The 18,234-nt window shown below is 42.9% G+C and carries 17 protein-coding genes; 7 read left to right on the top strand and 10 right to left on the bottom strand.

Annotated features, from left to right (window positions below; translation table 11 throughout):
• Positions 1-19 precede the first annotated feature (19 nt).
• The 3 genes from B4033_RS04380 to B4033_RS04370 form a co-directional block, all read right to left on the bottom strand.
• Positions 20-469: a MaoC family dehydratase gene (locus B4033_RS04380; protein WP_286832390.1), complete on the bottom strand. Its 450-nt coding sequence runs from the start codon at positions 467-469 to the stop codon at positions 20-22.
• 3 nt (positions 470-472) lie between these two features.
• Positions 473-2,317 (bottom strand): ABC transporter ATP-binding protein, encoded by a 1,845-nt coding sequence (locus B4033_RS04375; protein WP_286832388.1) that lies wholly within the window; start codon positions 2,315-2,317, stop codon positions 473-475.
• A 255-nt stretch (positions 2,318-2,572) separates the two neighbouring features.
• A complete protein-coding gene (locus tag B4033_RS04370; protein WP_048881088.1) occupies positions 2,573-3,829 on the bottom strand; it encodes a mechanosensitive ion channel family protein in 1,257 nt (418 codons plus the stop codon).
• 359 nt (positions 3,830-4,188) lie between these two features.
• On the opposite strand from B4033_RS04370, the gene B4033_RS04365 reads away from it, so the two are divergent.
• Both B4033_RS04365 and B4033_RS04360 read left to right on the top strand, forming a co-directional pair.
• Positions 4,189-4,968, top strand: a complete 780-nt coding sequence (locus B4033_RS04365) for a hypothetical protein (RefSeq protein ID WP_286832384.1) — start codon at positions 4,189-4,191, stop codon at positions 4,966-4,968.
• A 155-nt stretch (positions 4,969-5,123) separates the two neighbouring features.
• Entirely contained in the window at positions 5,124-5,771 is a 648-nt protein-coding gene (locus tag B4033_RS04360) for a ParA family protein (protein WP_103800086.1), read from the top strand.
• 75 nt (positions 5,772-5,846) lie between these two features.
• Here B4033_RS04360 and B4033_RS04355 read toward each other — a convergent pair whose 3' ends face one another.
• From B4033_RS04355 to B4033_RS04335, 5 genes are all read right to left on the bottom strand, one after another.
• Complete coding sequence (locus B4033_RS04355; RefSeq protein ID WP_103800085.1) at positions 5,847-6,383, bottom strand: DUF2058 domain-containing protein; 537 nt, start codon at positions 6,381-6,383, stop codon at positions 5,847-5,849.
• Between the two features lie 16 nt (positions 6,384-6,399).
• On the bottom strand, positions 6,400-7,074 hold the full coding sequence (locus B4033_RS04350) for a YoaK family protein (RefSeq protein WP_076753623.1): 675 nt from the start codon (positions 7,072-7,074) through the stop codon (positions 6,400-6,402).
• Positions 7,075-7,120: 46 nt separating this feature from the next.
• Positions 7,121-8,317 carry a serine/threonine transporter SstT gene (gene sstT / locus B4033_RS04345; RefSeq protein ID WP_005222275.1) on the bottom strand — a complete coding sequence of 399 codons (1,197 nt, stop codon included), beginning with the start codon at positions 8,315-8,317 and terminating at the stop codon, positions 7,121-7,123.
• Between the two features lie 310 nt (positions 8,318-8,627).
• The gene (locus tag B4033_RS04340) at positions 8,628-10,379 is read right to left on the bottom strand and encodes a SulP family inorganic anion transporter (protein WP_286832377.1); all 1,752 of its coding nucleotides are present in this window, start codon (positions 10,377-10,379) and stop codon (positions 8,628-8,630) included.
• Between the two features lie 200 nt (positions 10,380-10,579).
• Positions 10,580-10,891, bottom strand: coding sequence for an ArsR/SmtB family transcription factor (locus B4033_RS04335; protein WP_004809492.1), 312 nt, complete (start codon positions 10,889-10,891; stop codon positions 10,580-10,582).
• Between the two features lie 283 nt (positions 10,892-11,174).
• On the opposite strand from B4033_RS04335, the gene cysK reads away from it, so the two are divergent.
• The 4 genes from cysK (at position 11,175) to B4033_RS04315 (ending at position 15,665) form a co-directional block, all read left to right on the top strand.
• Complete coding sequence (gene cysK / locus B4033_RS04330) at positions 11,175-12,173, top strand: cysteine synthase A (protein ID WP_048881082.1); 999 nt, start codon at positions 11,175-11,177, stop codon at positions 12,171-12,173.
• Positions 12,174-12,321: 148 nt separating this feature from the next.
• Positions 12,322-15,006, top strand: a complete 2,685-nt coding sequence (locus B4033_RS04325) for a heavy metal translocating P-type ATPase (protein WP_286832371.1) — start codon at positions 12,322-12,324, stop codon at positions 15,004-15,006.
• Between the two features lie 4 nt (positions 15,007-15,010).
• Positions 15,011-15,442 carry a Cu(I)-responsive transcriptional regulator gene (cueR, locus tag B4033_RS04320; RefSeq protein WP_071320728.1) on the top strand — a complete coding sequence of 144 codons (432 nt, stop codon included), beginning with the start codon at positions 15,011-15,013 and terminating at the stop codon, positions 15,440-15,442.
• Positions 15,443-15,470: 28 nt separating this feature from the next.
• Positions 15,471-15,665, top strand: coding sequence for a heavy-metal-associated domain-containing protein (locus tag B4033_RS04315; RefSeq protein WP_004809486.1), 195 nt, complete (start codon positions 15,471-15,473; stop codon positions 15,663-15,665).
• A 42-nt stretch (positions 15,666-15,707) separates the two neighbouring features.
• Here B4033_RS04315 and B4033_RS04310 read toward each other — a convergent pair whose 3' ends face one another.
• Both B4033_RS04310 and B4033_RS04305 read right to left on the bottom strand, forming a co-directional pair.
• Positions 15,708-16,313 (bottom strand): TetR/AcrR family transcriptional regulator, encoded by a 606-nt coding sequence (locus tag B4033_RS04310; protein ID WP_076753620.1) that lies wholly within the window; start codon positions 16,311-16,313, stop codon positions 15,708-15,710.
• Positions 16,314-16,523: 210 nt separating this feature from the next.
• Complete coding sequence (locus B4033_RS04305) at positions 16,524-17,615, bottom strand: zinc-binding metallopeptidase family protein (protein WP_286832367.1); 1,092 nt, start codon at positions 17,613-17,615, stop codon at positions 16,524-16,526.
• Positions 17,616-17,932: 317 nt separating this feature from the next.
• On the opposite strand from B4033_RS04305, the gene B4033_RS04300 reads away from it, so the two are divergent.
• A partial coding sequence (locus tag B4033_RS04300) for an urease accessory protein UreE (RefSeq protein ID WP_286832365.1) occupies positions 17,933-18,234 on the top strand: 302 nt, incomplete at its 3' end.

Below are 18,234 nucleotides of genomic sequence, written 5' to 3'. Positions count from 1 at the left end.
AATGTGGGTAAAAATCAAACTAAACTGCTGTAAATTCTCGTTTAAATACCAGAATATTTGTGGTTGAATTAAATAGAACCTGATCTTGCTGGTTCAAGGCTTGGGTTTCATAGTGAACGATGCCACGATCAGGTTTGCGTTTGGAAGGTTGAATATCAGTGATGGTCACAATCACCCGGATTTCATCATCAGGGCGGGTCGGGCAGGGCCAACGCACATGCGAATCCGCCCCAATCAGACCATAAGCAACCGGGAAACATTCGGTCCATAAACGCATGACCACCGCAGCAGTATGCCAGCCACTGGCGGCCAGACCCCGGAAGATCGGATGCTGTTCGGCCTGTTCCGCATCGACATGAAACGGTTGCGGATCATAGGCATGAGCAAACTTTAGAATTTCGTCCTTACTCATGCGGTAAGAACGACTTTTAAACTCATCACCAATCTGCAGGTCTTCCAGATATAACATGTTCTATCCTTGTTCTTTTGTGTCGTGTTCTATTAAAAATCCGCCAGTCTGACGTTGCCACAGATGCGCATAAATTCCATTCAATGCCACCAGTTCATCATGTGTGCCTTGTTCAACAATCTTACCCTGATCCAGCACAATCAACCGGTCCATTTGCGCAATAGTAGAAAGACGGTGAGCAATCGCAATCACAGTTTTACCTTTCATCAGCTCATCCAGACTGCTCTGAATTGCCGCTTCAACTTCTGAATCCAGTGCACTGGTTGCTTCATCCAGAATCAGAATAGGTGCATCTTTCAGAAAGACACGGGCAATCGCAATACGCTGACGCTGACCACCAGACAGCTTGACGCCACGCTCACCGACATAGGCATCATAACCACGCTTACCGCGCATATCGCTTAGTTGCGGAATGAATTCCTCTGCCTCAGCTTTACGCACCGCCTCAAACATTTCTTCATCCGTCGCATTCGGACGACCATATTTGATGTTTTCAGCCACACTACGATGTAGCAGTGAAGTGTCCTGTGTCACCATGGCAATATTCTTGCGCAGGCTATCTTGAGTCACATCTTCAATATTTTGTCCATCGATTAAAATACGACCTTGGTCAATACGATAGAAATTCAGTAATAATTGAATCAGGGTAGACTTACCGGCACCAGAACGACCCACCACACCGATTTTTTCACCCGGTCGAATGGTCAGGTTCAAACCATCAATCACGTTTTTGTCATTATAGGCAAAACAAACATTATCAAATTTGATTTCACCCTGTTTTAGTTCCAGTTCTCTAGCATCCGGCTTGTCCTGAATCGAAATTGATTTGCCCAGAGTTCCCATACCATCCTGAATAGTTCCGACATTTTCAAACAATTGCGAGGTTTGCCACATCAGGAATTCGGCAATACTGTTCAGTTTCAGTACCATCGCTGTAGTTGCTGCAATAATGCCGAGCTGAGCCTGACCTTCCATCCATAACCAGATCGCTGTCCCTAATACACCGCCATAGAGTACGAGGCTCAGCAATAAAATACTGATTTCATACTGGGCCCCCAGTCGCATCTGTTTATAAACCGTCACCATAAACTCTTGCATGGATGCTTTGGCATACTGGCTTTCACGGCCTGCATGAGCAAAAAGTTTAACGGTCTGAATATTGGTATAAGCATCGGTCACACGGCCAGTCATTACCGCACGGGCATCGGCCTGTTCATGCGAGATTTTGCTGAGACGGGGAATAAAATAGCTGGCAGCACAGATAAACAGTAGCAGCCATACCATCAGTGGAATAATCAGATAAGCAGAAATTGAACCGAGTACGATGTTAATGGTAATGAAATAAATCACTACATAGGCCAGCATATCACCGAGAATGACCCAGAATTCACGGATCGCCAGTGAGGTCTGCATGACCTTGGCAGATAAACGACCGGCAAAGTCATTGTGGAAGAAATCCAGGCTTTGCTTGAGCAGCAGATTATGAAAACGCCAGCGCAAACGCATCGGGAAATTACTGTATAAAATCTGGTGCTTGATCAAGGATTGCGCACTGGCAAAGAAGATATTGGCCAGCAGGACTACAGTGAGTAAAGTCAGGTTAGTGGCATGTTGCTCCAAAAAGGTGTCTGGCTGACTTTGGCTGAGCCAATTGACCAGATCGCCAATTTTAGCATACAGCAAGGCCTCGAAACTGGCTGCACCGGCAGTACAAAGGACAAGAATCAACAGATAACGGCGTACGCCATAAGCCGCTTGCCAGACAAAAGGGAAAAAACTGGTGGGCAAGGGTTGGTTCAGATTTTTGGTGGGATAGGGATCTACCAGCCGTTCAAGCCATCGAAACATTAGTGTGCTCTTTTCTCATGCATTTTGCTTTTCACGGATTATAAAGGATTCTGTTTTTATAAGGCTGAATTAAGGTGAAATTGCCACAAAATGATTAACTAAATCAAACTTTAGGTTGCAAAGCTTAAAACCTGAAAAAGTTGATTTCAGGTAAATAAAAAATTTAAAAAGACATTGATGAGATTGCATAGCTACATCAATAAAAAAAAGCCTGAGATGACGTATCATTTCAGGCCTGGAGTAACTGCGTTGAAATTAAGTAATAATTGGCGAAGCAGGCGCTGTAAATACTTCCTTAAAATCGCTACCTGAAGGTGCCTGATACACTTTCAGGCCAAATTCCGGAATAATTGCCAATACATGATCCATAATATCAGACTGAATGTTCTCATATTCAGTCCATACCGTGGTATTGGTAAAGGCATAGATTTCTAGCGGTAGGCCTTCACTAGTCGGCTGTAATTGACGCACCATCAGAGAAAAGTCTTTAGTAATACCTGGATGCTGTTGCAGATAAAATTCCAGATAGGCGCGGAACGTTCCTAAATTGGTTAAACGGCGCTGATTATATTGGGAATTATGCTGTAACTGCTGGTTGAATTTGACCAGTTCTTCAGTCTTGGTATTCAGATAATGATCCAGCAGGATAAAGTTTTTGAGTTTGGTCTGTTCTTCCTCACTCATAAAATGCACGCTGCTTTGATCAATATGAATCGAACGTTTGATACGACGCGCGCCTGCTTCCTGCATTCCTCGCCAGTTTTTAAACGTATCCGTCACTAACTTATTGGTTGGAATGGTCGTAACGGTTTTGTCAAAGTTTTGCACGGTCACGGTATGTAATGACATATCAATTACATCACCATCCGCATTCAGTGAAGGCATTTCAATCCAGTCACCGATACGCACCATGTCATAAGAAGAAATCTGTACTGAAGCCACCAATGAAAGAATCGTGTTCTGAAACACCAGCATCAGCACGGCAGCCATCGCACCGAAACCTGCCAGCAAGGTAAATACATCCTTTTTCAGGAAGGTACCCAGAATCATCAATCCACAGACAATAAAAATCAGCAGTTTCACCAGCTGCAAATAGCCTTTAATCGGTTTATTGCGTGATTTGGGATTGCGCTGATAAATCAGGTTAAAAATATTCAGCAATTCACCCAGTGCCAGGGCAATGGTCAGGAAAATAAAAGCCTGGGCGCCCATCTGTACAAAGGTCTGCACTTTATCTGACAAGTGTGGAACCGTGCTGATCCCATTCATAATCACAATAGCGGGTACAATATTGGCAATACGGCGAATTACACTATGTTCTGCAAAGATCGTGTTGTTGGCAAAAGGCAATTTGGAAATCAGTTTACGAATTCCACGAACAACAACCTGTTTGGCAAACAGATTGGCGATAAAAGCCAGTGCAATCACAATGCTTAAAGAAGACAGCATTTCCAGCCAAGGGTATTGATCTGCCCAATCTTGAATGTTCTGAATAAATCTAAACTGTTCCAACTGATCTTTCTCTTCAATATAAAAATGCCATACAGTTTATAAGCTTAGAAATTATTTATTAACCTTGAATAACGTTTTAAAACATATCTGTCCCGTTACAGTATTTTGATCCATCAATATTATGCTTATAAAAAGATACAAAAACAGATAGAGAAGCAGATTCTGCTTATTTAGAATTTGATTAACCAGCGGACATCTTTATGAGTCGTTGAAAGGATCAGTAAGGTATTTAAAACTGTCAATTACATCAGGCGAACAGGAGACTTTATCGGCATTTCATATCAGCTCCTAAGTAGCCCAGCTATGATAAAGATGCACATCAAAGATCACCCTCCTACAAAAATACAAAGGGTAGAATTATGCAAAAACAGTTAGCAATTGTCGGTCTGGCCTTAGCGCTGAATGCCTGCGGTGATGGGAATGATGATATTTTTAGAGGTGTAGATGGTTCATCCTCAAGCCGCTTGACAGGTGTTTATCTCGGCAGTTTTGCAGATGAAAATTTGAGTCCGCGCTCTATTCTGGGTGTGATCGAGAAAAATAGTAATTTCTGGTTATTGTATTCACTGCCAGCAGATAATGGTTATACCGGTATCATGCGTGGGCAGTTTTCTTTATCGGGCAATCGCTTTAGTGCGACCAACATTCGCGACTATAATTTTGCCTTCAATCAAACTGCTAGTGTAACCCTGAATGGTCATTATACGGCGGAAAAGAATCTGCAGGGAAATGTCAATAATACCAATAATCGGCCTTTTAACCTTATTTATAATACAGATTACAGTCGTGACAATACCAGTATATCCAGCCTGCAAGGACGCTATAGCGGTCGAACCACGACTTTAACCAATAATGTAATTACTACAGTCAATATCGACCGTAGCGGAGTGGTGACAGGAATTGTCGGCGATCAGGACAAGTGTGCATTTGCAGGAAGAGTGAGTTCGGAAAACAATGCGCCATATTTTAATATTCATCTGGTCTTAACAGGTTCTGCAAGTTCCGACTGTTTGAATGGTGCACAGGAAGTAGATGGGATATTGCTGAACCAGATTGATAGCCAGTCAATTTATATGATGGCCGAGAACAGCAATCAGCAGGATGCAATTCTGTTTATTGGACAGAAAACTCAAAATTGATCTTGGTCAGAAAGATTTTTAAACAAAGCATCTAAGGGTGCTTTTTTATGATCTAATTTAAATGAGTTTTGACTTTTCAAATTAAATCATTCATTTTAAAACCATAATTATTTTAAGTATTTAATAATATTTTTGATTAAAAATTTGGGGATAATATGACGATCTTTGTGGTGACCAGTCCGAAACGAGATTCAGGTAAAAGTACCTTGGCAATGAATCTGACAGAATATCTGCGTCTTCAAGCCAGAACACTCTATATAGATACCGATGACGACAAGCAGAATTTTGAATGGGTGGCTTTGCATCGTACAGGTTTTGGTTTTGAACATATTTCCTTAAAAGACCATCCAGATGAGTTAATGCGGCGTGTAGAACAGGTAAAAACTCAATATGATGATATCGTGATTGATATCGCCGGGCATGATAGTTATGCATTGCGCTCGGTGTTGATGCGAGCAGATAAGCTGATTATTCCTATGTCAGCAGAGGCTGAAGAACAGGAGATGTATACTGAGATGCTGCAACTGGCCATCAGTGTTGCACAGTTCAATACCCAGTTAAAAGTCTATGGAATACTGATGCGTGTACCTCAGCAGATCGAAATCTCGCAAATTGAAGCAAATCAAAATTTGCTCAAAGGCATTCCTGGTGCACATTTTTTGAATACTATTATTTATGAGGATGAAGCCTTTGATGATGCAAAGAATTTGGGCTGTAGCATCTGGGAACATTCACCAGCACAAGGGCAACGTTTTGATCAATTTATTCAGGAGCTAATGGCTGATACAGCACAGCCAGTTTGATTGTCTACCTCGAATCATTATGTTAATAGTGCTTAAAAAAAGCTCCCGAAATAGGGAGCTTTTGGCTTTCATGGATTACCACATCAGGTCATCCGGAATCACATATGCTGCATATGGATCTTCTTCATCGGTGGTCTGTTCATTCTTCTCGGAATTATTCACAATGATAAAGCCTTCCATTTTGGCATTGATACGATCCGCCAGCGCTTTAGGCAGGAAAGCATAGCTGTCATTTTCGCGGGCGATCACCAAACTGCCTGCAACCAGTGCATTATAAATTTGCTGATTCAGATAGACTTTCTTGATTTTAGAATCATCAATAAACTGATAGGAAATCTCACCATCAGTATCGCGAATTTTATGCTGATTGATCATTTGCATAATGGCAGCTTTGAGTTCTTTTTCCTGCAATGCTGCCTTTTTCTCTTGTTCAATGGCCTGATCTTTTGCCAGCTTTTCCTGTTTGGCCTGTTCAATTTTCGCCTTGATTTCAGCTTCAGTACTATCACCAGTGCGCTTTTCATGAATGGCCTGCTTTGACAATTTCTTTGCTTTCTTATTATCGACCAGACCTGCCTTTAACAATTGTGCCTGTAGTGCGTTTTTAACCATGAGTATTTCCAGAGAATTAATGCTGTAAGCGTCGATAACGTAAATAAATGATCCAGTAAATCAGGCTTAGACTAAGGCTGAGTGCTGCCGGGATCAGGAATGCGTTTAATTTTAAATAAGGATAAATACAGCTGGCAAGAATACCGCCAATTAAAAATCCGATCAGGATCAGTAAATGCAGGATAGTCCGTCGAGATTCAACTTCCAGTCCACGCAACTTATAGCCTAACGACAGCCCAAGATCGGTTAATACACCAGATAAATGCGTAGTGCGGATAATCGTGCCTTTATAGTGACTGACCATGGCATTTTGCACACCCATCGCCACACAGGCCCACAGCAAGCCATAATGAGGAAAATATGGTAGTAAGATCCAGCACAGGATAATAAAAAGAGCCACCAGACTGAGCGGATATCCATAACGGCGGCCTAGCTGAAAGTGGCTATTTCCCAAGATAAGACCGCTATACATTGAGCCAATGACATAACACGCAGTAACCAGGCACAGATAGAGAATCTGTTCAGGCTGCCATTGCACCAGTGCCATGGCCAGCATACTGATATTGCCGGTCATATGGGAAACGGATTGGTGCAGGAGAGTAACCAGACCGAGTACATTAATCATGCCGGCATTTACGGCAAGAAAAAATGCACCCAGTTGAACCCAGATGGGTAAACGCTGTAATGGCATAAGAACTCAACATCTATTGGCAAAATATTGAATTATCAATATAAGATCAATTAGATGCGCGGTCTACAGCTGTAGTAAATAAAACGTCAGTTGATGAGTTGAGTGCAGTTTCAGTTGAATCCTGCAATACGCTAATCACCATACCGATTGCAACGACCTGCATTGCGATATCAGAAGAAATACCAAACAGGCCACATGCAACTGGAATCAGCAGCAATGAACCGCCGGCAACACCAGAGGCACCACATGCAGAAACAGTTGCAACCACAGAAAGAATAATCATGGTGGTTAAATCAACATGAATGCCTAAAGTATTTACTGCTGCAAGCGATAACACGGTAATGGTCACAGATGCACCCGCCATATTGATGGCTGCACCTAGTGGAATGGCTACACTTGAAGTGGATTCAGACACACCTAAGCGTTTCGCCAGATCCAGATTTACCGGAATATTTGCAGCTGAGCTACGGGTAAAGAATGCAGTGATGCCACTTTCGCGCAAGCACGTAAAGACTAGTGGATAAGGATTGGCACGTGTCACCAGTGCAACCAGTAATGGATTCACTACCAGTGCTACGAACGCCATCGTACCAAGCAATACTGCCAGCAAATGACCGTAGCTTTCTAAAGTTTCCAGACCCGCTTCGGCAAAAGTAACTGCTACCAGACCAAAAATACCGACAGGTGCAAAGCTAATTACCAGACGGATCACATGGTTAATGGCATTTGCTGCATCATTTAATACGGTTTTAGTGGTTTCAGATGCATGACGGAATGCAATGCCCAGTGCCACTGCCCAAGCCAGAATACCAATAAAGTTCGCTTCAGCAATTGCAACCACTGGGTTCGCAACAAAGCTGAGCAGCAGATTTTTCAGGATTTCACTTAAACTGCCTGGTGGCTGTAAGTCACCTTGTGCAGCGACGTCAAGGAACAGCGTACTTGGAAACATGATGCTGGCAATTACAGCACTCACTGCGGCCAGGAACATGCCGATCGCATACATGTACATGATCGGGCGCATACGGGAGTTGCCTTGACCCACTTTAAAGTTAGCAATGGAAGCTAGAACTAAAATGAAAACGAGGACAGGAGCGACAGATTTAAGAGCTTTAATAAAAAGGTCGCCTAGCAGACTGAGGTAGGGCGCATATTCTGGAAAAACCAGCGCGACACCAATACCAAGTATAATGGCAATGATGATTCGGGAGACTAAACTCATACGCGAAAGGGCAGAGAACATAAGGTTGCCTTGTGTAAATTACGAGGGCTAAATGCGGAAAAAATTTGCGTTATTTTATACTTAAAATTCTATGTGCTTAAAATATATTTTTAGTTTAAATATAAGTTTATGAAAATAAATAATAATTATAGAAAACCACCTATACTTTTTGTCTATAATTTAATCAAAATCAGGTTTTGGACAAAATTTTAAGATGAAAATGTATACCATATATTTATTATAGAAATGCTCTTAAAAAAGTGATCAATTTTGCTGATACTACGAGATGCCTTCAAAATTAATCACGTTGTTCCTGGAATAGTCAAACGAGTTAAATGGAATAATCTTTACTGTGATCATTAAACAGATCGGGGGAGAGATCCCGAATTGCCTGATAGTGCGTCAGATAAATCCGTCCACTGAGATGTTTAAGCAATTTGGATTCCTGTAAGCGATCCATGACTGGTCCTTTCACTTCAGCAAAGTGTAGACGAATATTGAGTTTGGACAGTTCTGTATTCAGATCTTCCAGCATTTCCAGAGCACTAAGGTCAATAGCACTGATACTGGAACAGTTCAAAATGACATGCTTAAGCTGGTCTTTATCACTGACCGCATTAATCAAAAAGCCCTTAAAGGCATTAGCATTCAAGAAGCTTAGATTTTCATCAATACGCAAGGAAAGCACCTGATCTGAGGTCAGCACCTGATGGCGCTGCACATTGCGGAAATGCTGGGTGCCTTCAATCAGGCCGACTACTGCAATATGCGGACGGGAAATACGCCACAGCATCAGCACGAAGGTGGAAATAATGCCAATAATCAGACCTGTCGAGATATCAATCAGCACCACACCAAAGAAAGTTACCCACATGGCAATCCCGTCTGCTTTGGAATAGCGCCAAGCGTTCATAAAGGGCTGGAAATCAACCAGTTTCCAGATCGATACAATGATCGTGGCGGCAAGAATCGCCAGTGGCAGGTCTTCAAAGAAACCGGTAAAAAACAGGCTGATCAAAATAATCAGCAGAGAAGACAGTACACCCGCCATTGGCGTTCTGGCACCAGCATCCGCGTTGACCACAGTACGTGACAAGCTACCAGTAACTGGAAAGGCAGAACTGACTCCGGCACTAATATTGGCAATACCCAGTGCAATCAGTTCCTGGTTACTGTTTAGCTGGCTACGTTGCTGTAATGCTGTTGCTTGCGCGATAGACAGCGATTCCACAAAACTGATCATCGCAATCATGGTCGCGCCTGGCAGCAAGGTGAGCACTAAATCCCAGTTCCAGTGTGGAAAACTTAAAGGTGGAAATCCGGAAGGAATTGCACCTACCGTTTTGATCCCTTGTGTTTGCAGATTTAGATACACCACAGCCAAAATACCTAAAGCGACTAGCATTAATGGTACAGCACGCACCAGAAAATCAGTCGATCCGATCCGGCTTTGTACAGACTGGGATTTCAGAATTTTTGGAAGATAGATCAGCAGGCCAATGGACAGCAGCCCAAAAACCAGACTTGGCCAGTGAATCAGATGGAGATATTCCAGCAGGCTAAACACAAATTGCTGAAGATTATTGGCTTGTAATGGCACATCGATCAGAAACTTAAACTGTCCAACCGCAATCAGCAGCGCAGAAGCAATAATAAAACTCTGAATTACCGGATGGCTAATCAGCTGAATCAAAAAACCAAAACGCATCAAGCCTAATAATAGGGAAATGATTCCGACCATCAGCGCCAATAAAGTTGCTGCTTCGATATAGACGGGTGAACCGACTTCAAATAAAGGATTCAGCGTGGCGAAGGTCATCATGGAAATGATGGCCACAGGACCAATCGACAAGGTACTGCTACTACCTAGCATCGCGTACAGAATCATAGGCAGGATACTGGCATATAGCCCCATGATCGGCGGCAATCCAGCCAGCATGGCATAGGCCATACCTTGCGGCACCAGCATGGCAACCACAATTAACGAAGCCAGCACGTCGGACTTGAATTTAACCGGACTATAATGGCTTAACCATGACCAGGCCGGTAATAATTGCAGCAGTTTTGGCTTCGAATTGGACATATAAAAGTCTAAATCACAAATATAGATATATTATGCACATTTTCTGCTAAGAAATCATGGATAAAAGTGGAGCTTGATCAACCCTCATATAAAAAATGACCTGACCAGTTCTTAGCAATGATTCTGTTTCAAAGAGATGATCTACATATTGAAGATCATCTCCAGTGCCAAGAGGAATGTTTAGACTCTAGATAAAATGCTTAAGCTTTTGCACAGTACAGTTGATACAGCGTATTCAGGATGACCACCAGATTCTGATCTTTAATAGAATAGAAAATTTGCTTACCATCGCGGCGGGTACTGACCACATCACTTTTACGTAACATCATCAATTGCTGGGAAAGTGTAGGTTGCTGGATGTGGGTGAGATTTTCAATTTGGGAAACGTTGAGTTCCGCTTGGGAAAGATGACATAGGATGATGAGACGGTCAGTGTTTGCAAGAGATTTCAGGATGCCAACCACCTGATCAGCTGAATCACGCATGGTGGTGATTTCAAGATCGGTATTCATTCAGAATGTCCATAGAGATAAAATACAGCGCGAATGATTATAAAGGCCTGAATCATTAAACATTTGGTAAAAATCACTTATTTTTATGGCTTTTTGTGAATTTAAATATCAATAAAAATTATATATTTGACATTAAATAATCAGTTATTTTTATTGTATATTAATAACTTATATAATAGTTGATTTGCCATAATAGAGTGCAGATTCCACTTTCTTCTACAAAATCTGAAAATACTTGTATGATGATAGTGCACTTCAAACTAATAACATCAGGGATATACTAATGAGTACAGATGCAGCATTTCCTACGCCCAACAATCTGGGAATAGCGGTTTACAGTAACAATGCAGAAGCCATTGGCAATACACCTCTTGTGCGCATTAATCGTGCCATCACAGGTGGAGCAACTGTACTCGCGAAAGTTGAGAGCCGTAATCCGGCATTTTCGGTGAAATGCCGTATTGGTGCAGCGCTGATTGCAGATGCTGAAAAATCTGGCAAGTTAAAACCAGGCATGCACATTGTTGAACCAACTAGTGGCAATACCGGTATTGCACTGGCTTTCGTTGCTGCAGCAAAAGGCTATCCACTTACGCTGACTATGCCAGCCAGCATGAGTATCGAACGCCGTAAAGTGGTCAAAGCCTTTGGTGCCAACCTGATTCTGACTGAACCTGCGAAAGGTATGAAAGGTGCAGTAGATGAAGCGGTTCGTCTGGTGACTGAACACCCTGAAACATATTTCCTGCCACAACAGTTTGAAAACCCGGCTAACCCGAAAATTCATGAAGAAACGACTGGCCCAGAAATCTGGGAAGCGACTGGCGGTAATGTTGATATTCTGGTCGCTGGTGTAGGAACGGGTGGTACCATTTCAGGTATTTCACGTTACTTCGAAAAAGTCCGTAACAAGCCGATCTATTCAGTTGCCGTTGAGCCAGCTGAGTCACCGATCATTGCTCAGGCGAAACGCGGTGAATCATTGACGCCTGGACCACATAAAATTCAGGGGATTGGTGCGAACTTTATTCCTGGTAACCTTGATCTTGATCTGGTAGATGAAGTCATTGCAATTGACAGTACTACGGCAGTGGAATGGGCACGTAAAACGGCATCGCAAGAAGGTATTCTGGTGGGTATATCAAGTGGTGCGGCGATGGCTGCGGCTGCACAACTTGCAGCACGTCCTGAAAATGCAGGTAAAAACATTGTGGTGATTTTGCCAGATGGTGGTGAACGTTACCTGTCATCGATATTGTTTGAAGATATTTCTGCAGAATAATTTTCAGCAAGTATTTGGCAATACGTTAAAAGCCCGGGTTTATGATCCGGGCTTTTTTATTTTCACATAAAGACTTGACCTTCCAACTATGGGAAGGTTTAAGCTATAAGCTAGATTCAAACCATCAATAATATGAAGGAGATGTGCCATGCAGGAACTGTCGAATACTCAACTGTATCAAACGACTGTACAGATTGAAGGTATGACCTGTGCTTCTTGCGTGGCACGGGTAGAAAAGGCTTTAAAGAAAATTGAAGGCGTAGTTTCGGCTCATGTCAATCTGTCTACGGAAAAGGTATCGATTAGTGCCGATCATGTGATTCCCTGTGCGGAGATTATCCAGAAAATAGAGCGTGCTGGCTTTAAGGTGGAACAACAGAAATTCGAACTGGATATTGAAGGCATGAGCTGTGCCTCTTGTGCTGCCCGAATTGAAAAAGCCCTCAAAAAAATTCCAGAAGTGCTGGAAGCCAATGTGAATCTATCTACCGAAAAGGCTTATGTCACTGCAGTCAGTTCTTTACAGCAGCAGGCCTTGGTCAAAGCCATTCAGAAAGCCGGTTTTGATGTCAAAGCAGATCAGCTTGAACTAAACATTGAAGGGATGACTTGTGCATCCTGCGTCGCTCGGGTGGAAAAAGCACTCAATAAAGTGGAAGGTGTCACTGCGGCTAGTGTGAATCTGGCCACTGAAACGGTACAGGTTTTTGGTTCAAACCTGAATATTGCTAATCTGATCCAAGCAGTTAAAAAAGCCGGTTATGAGGCACAGCTAAAAACTGCAAAAGTGAATTTCACCGAACAGCAGAATTTCCAGCAGAAAAAAGCTGAAGAAACAGCTTCATTGTATCGTGATCTTTGGGTTGCCCTGGTGCTGGCATTACCGGTATTTATTCTGGAAATGGGATCACATCTGCTTCCGTCCTTCCATCATTTTGTTGCGCATAATATTGGTACGCAGAACAGCTGGTATATCCAGTTTGTACTGACCACTTTGGTATTATTGTTTCCGGGGCGGCGTTTCTACCAGCATGGGATTCCAGCCTTATTGCGACTGGCACCTGACATGAACTCGCTGGTAACGGTAGGTACAGCGGCAGCATATCTGTTTTCAGTTATCGCAACATTCTTCCCATTTTTATTGCCGCAAGCCACCGTACATGTCTATTTTGAAGCGGCAGCGGTCATTATTGCCTTGATCCTGTTAGGTCGTTATCTGGAAGCACGTGCCAAAGGCAAAACTTCACAGGCGATTCAATATCTGATTGGCCTGCAGCCTAAAACCGCACGTGTCTTGCAGGATGGACAATGGCTGGACCTGCCCATTTCCGAAGTCCAGCAGGATATGATCATCGAAATTCGCCCGGGTGAAAAAGTCGCAGTAGATGGTGTAGTGACTTCCGGTCATAGCTATGTCGATGAAGCGATGGTGACGGGTGAACCGGTGCCTGTGGCCAAAAATATTGATGATAAAGTTGTTGGTGGCACTATTAACCAGAATGGAACCTTGCAAATCCGTGCGACCGCCGTGGGTGAAGATTCAGTACTGGCGCAGATCATTAAAATGGTCGAGCAGGCGCAAGGTGCCAAACTGCCGATTCAGGCAGCTGTAGATAAAGTTACCTTATGGTTTGTGCCTGCAGTGATGGGTCTGGCCTTATTGACCTTTATGGTCTGGTTCCTGCTTGGTCCTGAGCCACAATTGAGTTATGCACTGGTTAATGCTGTGGCAGTTCTGATTATTGCTTGTCCATGTGCCATGGGCCTGGCAACACCGACCTCGATTATGGTCGGTACCGGTCGTGCGGCAGAAATGGGGGTACTGTTCCGTAAAGGCGAAGCTCTACAGTTATTGCAGCAAACTAAAGTTGTAGCAGTCGATAAAACCGGAACACTGACGGAAGGAAAACCTGTCATGACTGATTTTCAGGTGCTAGAAGGTTTTAATGAACAGCAGGTTTTACAACTGATCGCCTCGGTAGAAGCCAAGTCTGAACATCCGATTGCCTATGCGATTGTGCAGGCAGCAAAAGAGCAGCAGATCGAATTAATCGAAGTAAGTGAATTTGATTCGATTACTGGTGCCGGGATCAAAGCACAGATCAATAATCAGGATATCCAGATTGGTGCTGAACGATTGATGCAACAGCTGGGTTTAAATACCGAGCACTTTGCTGGAATAGCCTCTAAATTGGGACAAGAAGGCAAGACACCGCTGTATGCAGCGCTCGATGGAAAGCTCGCAGCTATTATTGCCGTAGCTGATCCGATTAAAGATACCACCTTTAAAGCCATTGAAGAATTGCATCGTCAAGGTCTGAAAGTCGCAATGATTACGGGTGATAACCCACATACGGCGAATGCGGTAGCACAACAACTCAAGATTGATCATGTGGTTGCTGAAGTCTTACCTCATGAAAAAGTCGATGCCGTAAAAATGCTGCAAAAAGAGCATGGCATCGTAACCTTTGTGGGTGATGGTATTAACGATGCACCGGCTCTCGCGCAGGCAGATGTCGGCATGGCGATTGGTACAGGGACTGATGTTGCAATTGAAGCGGCAGATGTAGTGCTCATGTCAGGCAATATGCAGCATGTCGCCACCGGCATTGGCATCAGTCAGGCCACCATCAAGAATATTCGACAGAACCTGTTCTGGGCCTTTGTCTATAATATTGCATTAATCCCAATTGCTGCGGGTATCCTGTATCCATTCTTTGGCATCCTGCTTTCGCCAATGTTTGCCGCAGGTGCAATGGCTTTGTCATCAGTATTTGTTGTCAGCAATGCCTTGCGTTTAAAGCTGTATCAGCCACTATCAGCACAGGAGTAAATCAGTGAATATTGGACAAGCCGCCAAACGATCCGGTATCTCGGCCAAAATGATTCGCTATTATGAAGAGATTGGTCTGTTACCTGCGCCGAAACGCAGTGAAAGTGGCTATCGTGACTATAGCGATGCTGATATCCGTATGCTGGGTTTTATCCAGCATGCACGCGAGCTGGGATTTTCCTCGGAACAGATGAAAGAGCTGTTAGGGTTATGGCAGAATGAAGTGCGGCAGAGCATTGAAGTCAAACAGCTGGCACAAAAACATATCACTATACTGGAACAGAAAATTCAGGATATGCAGGCCATGGTCAAAATTTTGAAGCAATCAGTCGCGCGTTGTGCTGGTGATGAGCGTGCCGATTGTGCAATTTTAAAAGATATCGAGCAGGGACTGGATACAAATCCACCCTCCAGCCATCACTCAACTTCAAGTTAGAATAAATTATTCCTAAGGAGATAAGCGCATGAAATTTCGTATTGAAAATATGACCTGTGGCGGTTGTGCACGTAGTGTTACTGCGACCATCAAGGATCTGGATGAACATGCACGTGTTGAAATTGACGTAGAGCAAAAGCTGGTTGAAGTAGAAACTGGCGTACATCAGGATGAAATCGTTGCCGCACTGACTGAAGACGGTTTTCCACCTGTAGCAGTATAAGTAGCGCTACGAAAGCAGGCCTGACCTGTGTGTCAGGCTTTTTTATGTAGAGGTATTGTTGGGTGCAATCATCAAGGCTTGATTGACATAGAGTTCAATCAATCGTTCACGAGAACCGACAGCTTTTTGATAGCTGGTTGAATTCAGTAACAGGGAAGCGCCATAGGTCACTGTCCAGATAAAAGACAGATAATCCCGGATCGACATGCTACTGTTATTGGCATCCAGATATTCACGAGTAAGGTCACGGATACTCAGAATCCGTTCTTCACGGACCTGATACAGTTCCTGAAACAGCTCTTTCAGGCCTTTTTCAGTATTGGTCAGGCGCTCCTCAATCATATGCAGCAAAATGGTTCGATTGGAATTGTGCAAATGATAAAGCATATATTCCGATACATAAGTCCGGAAGTCAGTATTAAAACGTTTGGAAATCTCTAGAAGACGTTGTTCATTTAAAATAATCAGTTCCAGATATAACTGGTTTTTGCTTTTAAAATGCTTGTAAATGGTCCCCTTGGCAATATCCATTTCACTGGCAAGCTCATTCAGGGTAATGTCTTCGTTATTATCCAGAAGCAGGTTCTCGGCCATGCTCAGAATTTTTTCTTTACGCAGAAGAAAGTTCTGTTGTCTTACACTACTCATCTTATCTTTACTAACGTGTCGAAAAAGAACAATAACAGCCTAATTATTTTCAGATTAAATGAATATCAAACTATGGTCGTGCATGGTAATAAAATTGTCTGATAATTGATCATTTACTGGCCAAATTCATGAAAATGACCAGGATCTGGTGGCTAAACAGCAATTTAGAAGATAATTCTCATTGTTTTAGAACGTGACGGGGCAGCGATTTTAGCCGGGTAATTTTGACTCAGCTTCTTTAAATACTTTGTCCAGTACATGACTATGAATAAAGCGCAGCTTGTTTTTCACCACTTCGGTAAGCGTAAACGGATAGGCATCTTCCAGTCCCATGCTACGATTCAGGGCATTCAGGTTAAACGTTAAAGTGATCCAGTTATCCAGAATGTGTTCAATGTCTTTGCCGCCAATCGGGCATTCATTAAAGGACATGCTGGCCAAGGTTTTACCATTTCCATCAACACGCAGACCACCATAAAAAGCGGTTTCCAGAGTGTCCATAATATGCAGATAATGCGCCCAGGTTTCAGCCCAATCTTCCCATGGGTGTGCCGTCGCATAGGTGCTGATATATTTTTCTTGCCAATTTTCTGGCGCACCTTCTTCATAATGGCGCTGCAGCGCAGTAGCATAATTCTGACGTTCATCACCAAAATAAAATCTAAATTCTTCAATTAGTTCTGGATGAAGATGCTGCATGATACTGAAATAAAAATGCCCACTTTCATGGCGGAAGTGACCCAAAAGAGTGCGATAATTTTCACCCATATCAATACGCGTGGTTTCCCGATACACCACATCTGCTTCAATGGCATTCATAGTGATCAGACCATTGGCATGCCCGGTTAACACTGGCTTACCATCCATAGGCAATAAAAAGTGAAAACGCAAACCAAATACATCATCATCTGTACGTTTTGGACGCGGCATCATATTCATGCGCTGGGTAAGATATAAAAAGCGCCGTTTGGCCTCTTCAAGTCGCCGCCAGTAGGTAATAACGTCGGGATCATCCAGATTGGGAATGATATGGGTCAGCTGACAGGACTCGCAGTAGTCCTCATCGCAATCGCCCGGAATCATCCAGTTACAGACATGATAATGGGTATAGTTATAGCAAGGCTTATAGTGCGTGGCACGATATTCTGATTTCAGCGGAATCCACTCATCTTCACTGATTTTTTCAAAAGTGCACATGTCCTTTTCCGATGCGATATAACCAATCGGAGATTTGCAGTGATGGCATTCAGTAGAATAAAAAAAGATCTGATGCTCACATTTGGGACATTCAAAATATTTCATTTTCACTCCGTGAAAAGCGTGGAACCGCTAAGCCCGAGTAGTTTTACTTAAATCCAGTTGCTAGCATATCATTTAAATAAAATTAAATAATTCAGCTATTTAAATCAAACCAACTAAACTATTAACTCAGCTGGCTGCTCTTATATTTTAGCCGCAGTTGAAGATAGGTGAAATGTCATTCGTAATTTTTATGTAAGAAAATTGAATCCAATATCTTGGCACGATAAATGCTTTATTTTGATGCAATATTTTTTGTTTTTTGATCAATTGTTCCGCTTTGGAACGTGATGAATCAAATTGATGCATATAGGGCCAAGATGAAGATTTTTACCCAACGTCTGGAAGATGCCAGTCACTCTACTGATATTGAAAGTATTGAACTCAGCTTTGATACGCGTCAAAAAAGCCGTTTCCGCGCTACGCTAAAAAATGGCACCGATATTGGTGCAGACCTGCCACGTACCGGGATTTTACGTAGTGGTTCAGTCATCGCCACCGATCATGGTGAATTATTGCGTGTTAATGCCAAGCCAGAAACCTTGATGCAGGTCACTGCAGATCATGAATTTGATCTTTTAAAGGCAGCCTATCACCTGGGTAACCGTCATGTGCCACTCAT

It is taken from the genome of Acinetobacter sp. UBA3132, from assembly GCF_002364825.1.
Lineage (GTDB): Bacteria > Pseudomonadota > Gammaproteobacteria > Pseudomonadales > Moraxellaceae > Acinetobacter > Acinetobacter schindleri.
Note: the sequence above shows the minus strand (reverse complement) of the source record. Positions and strands in the feature narration are given on the sequence as shown.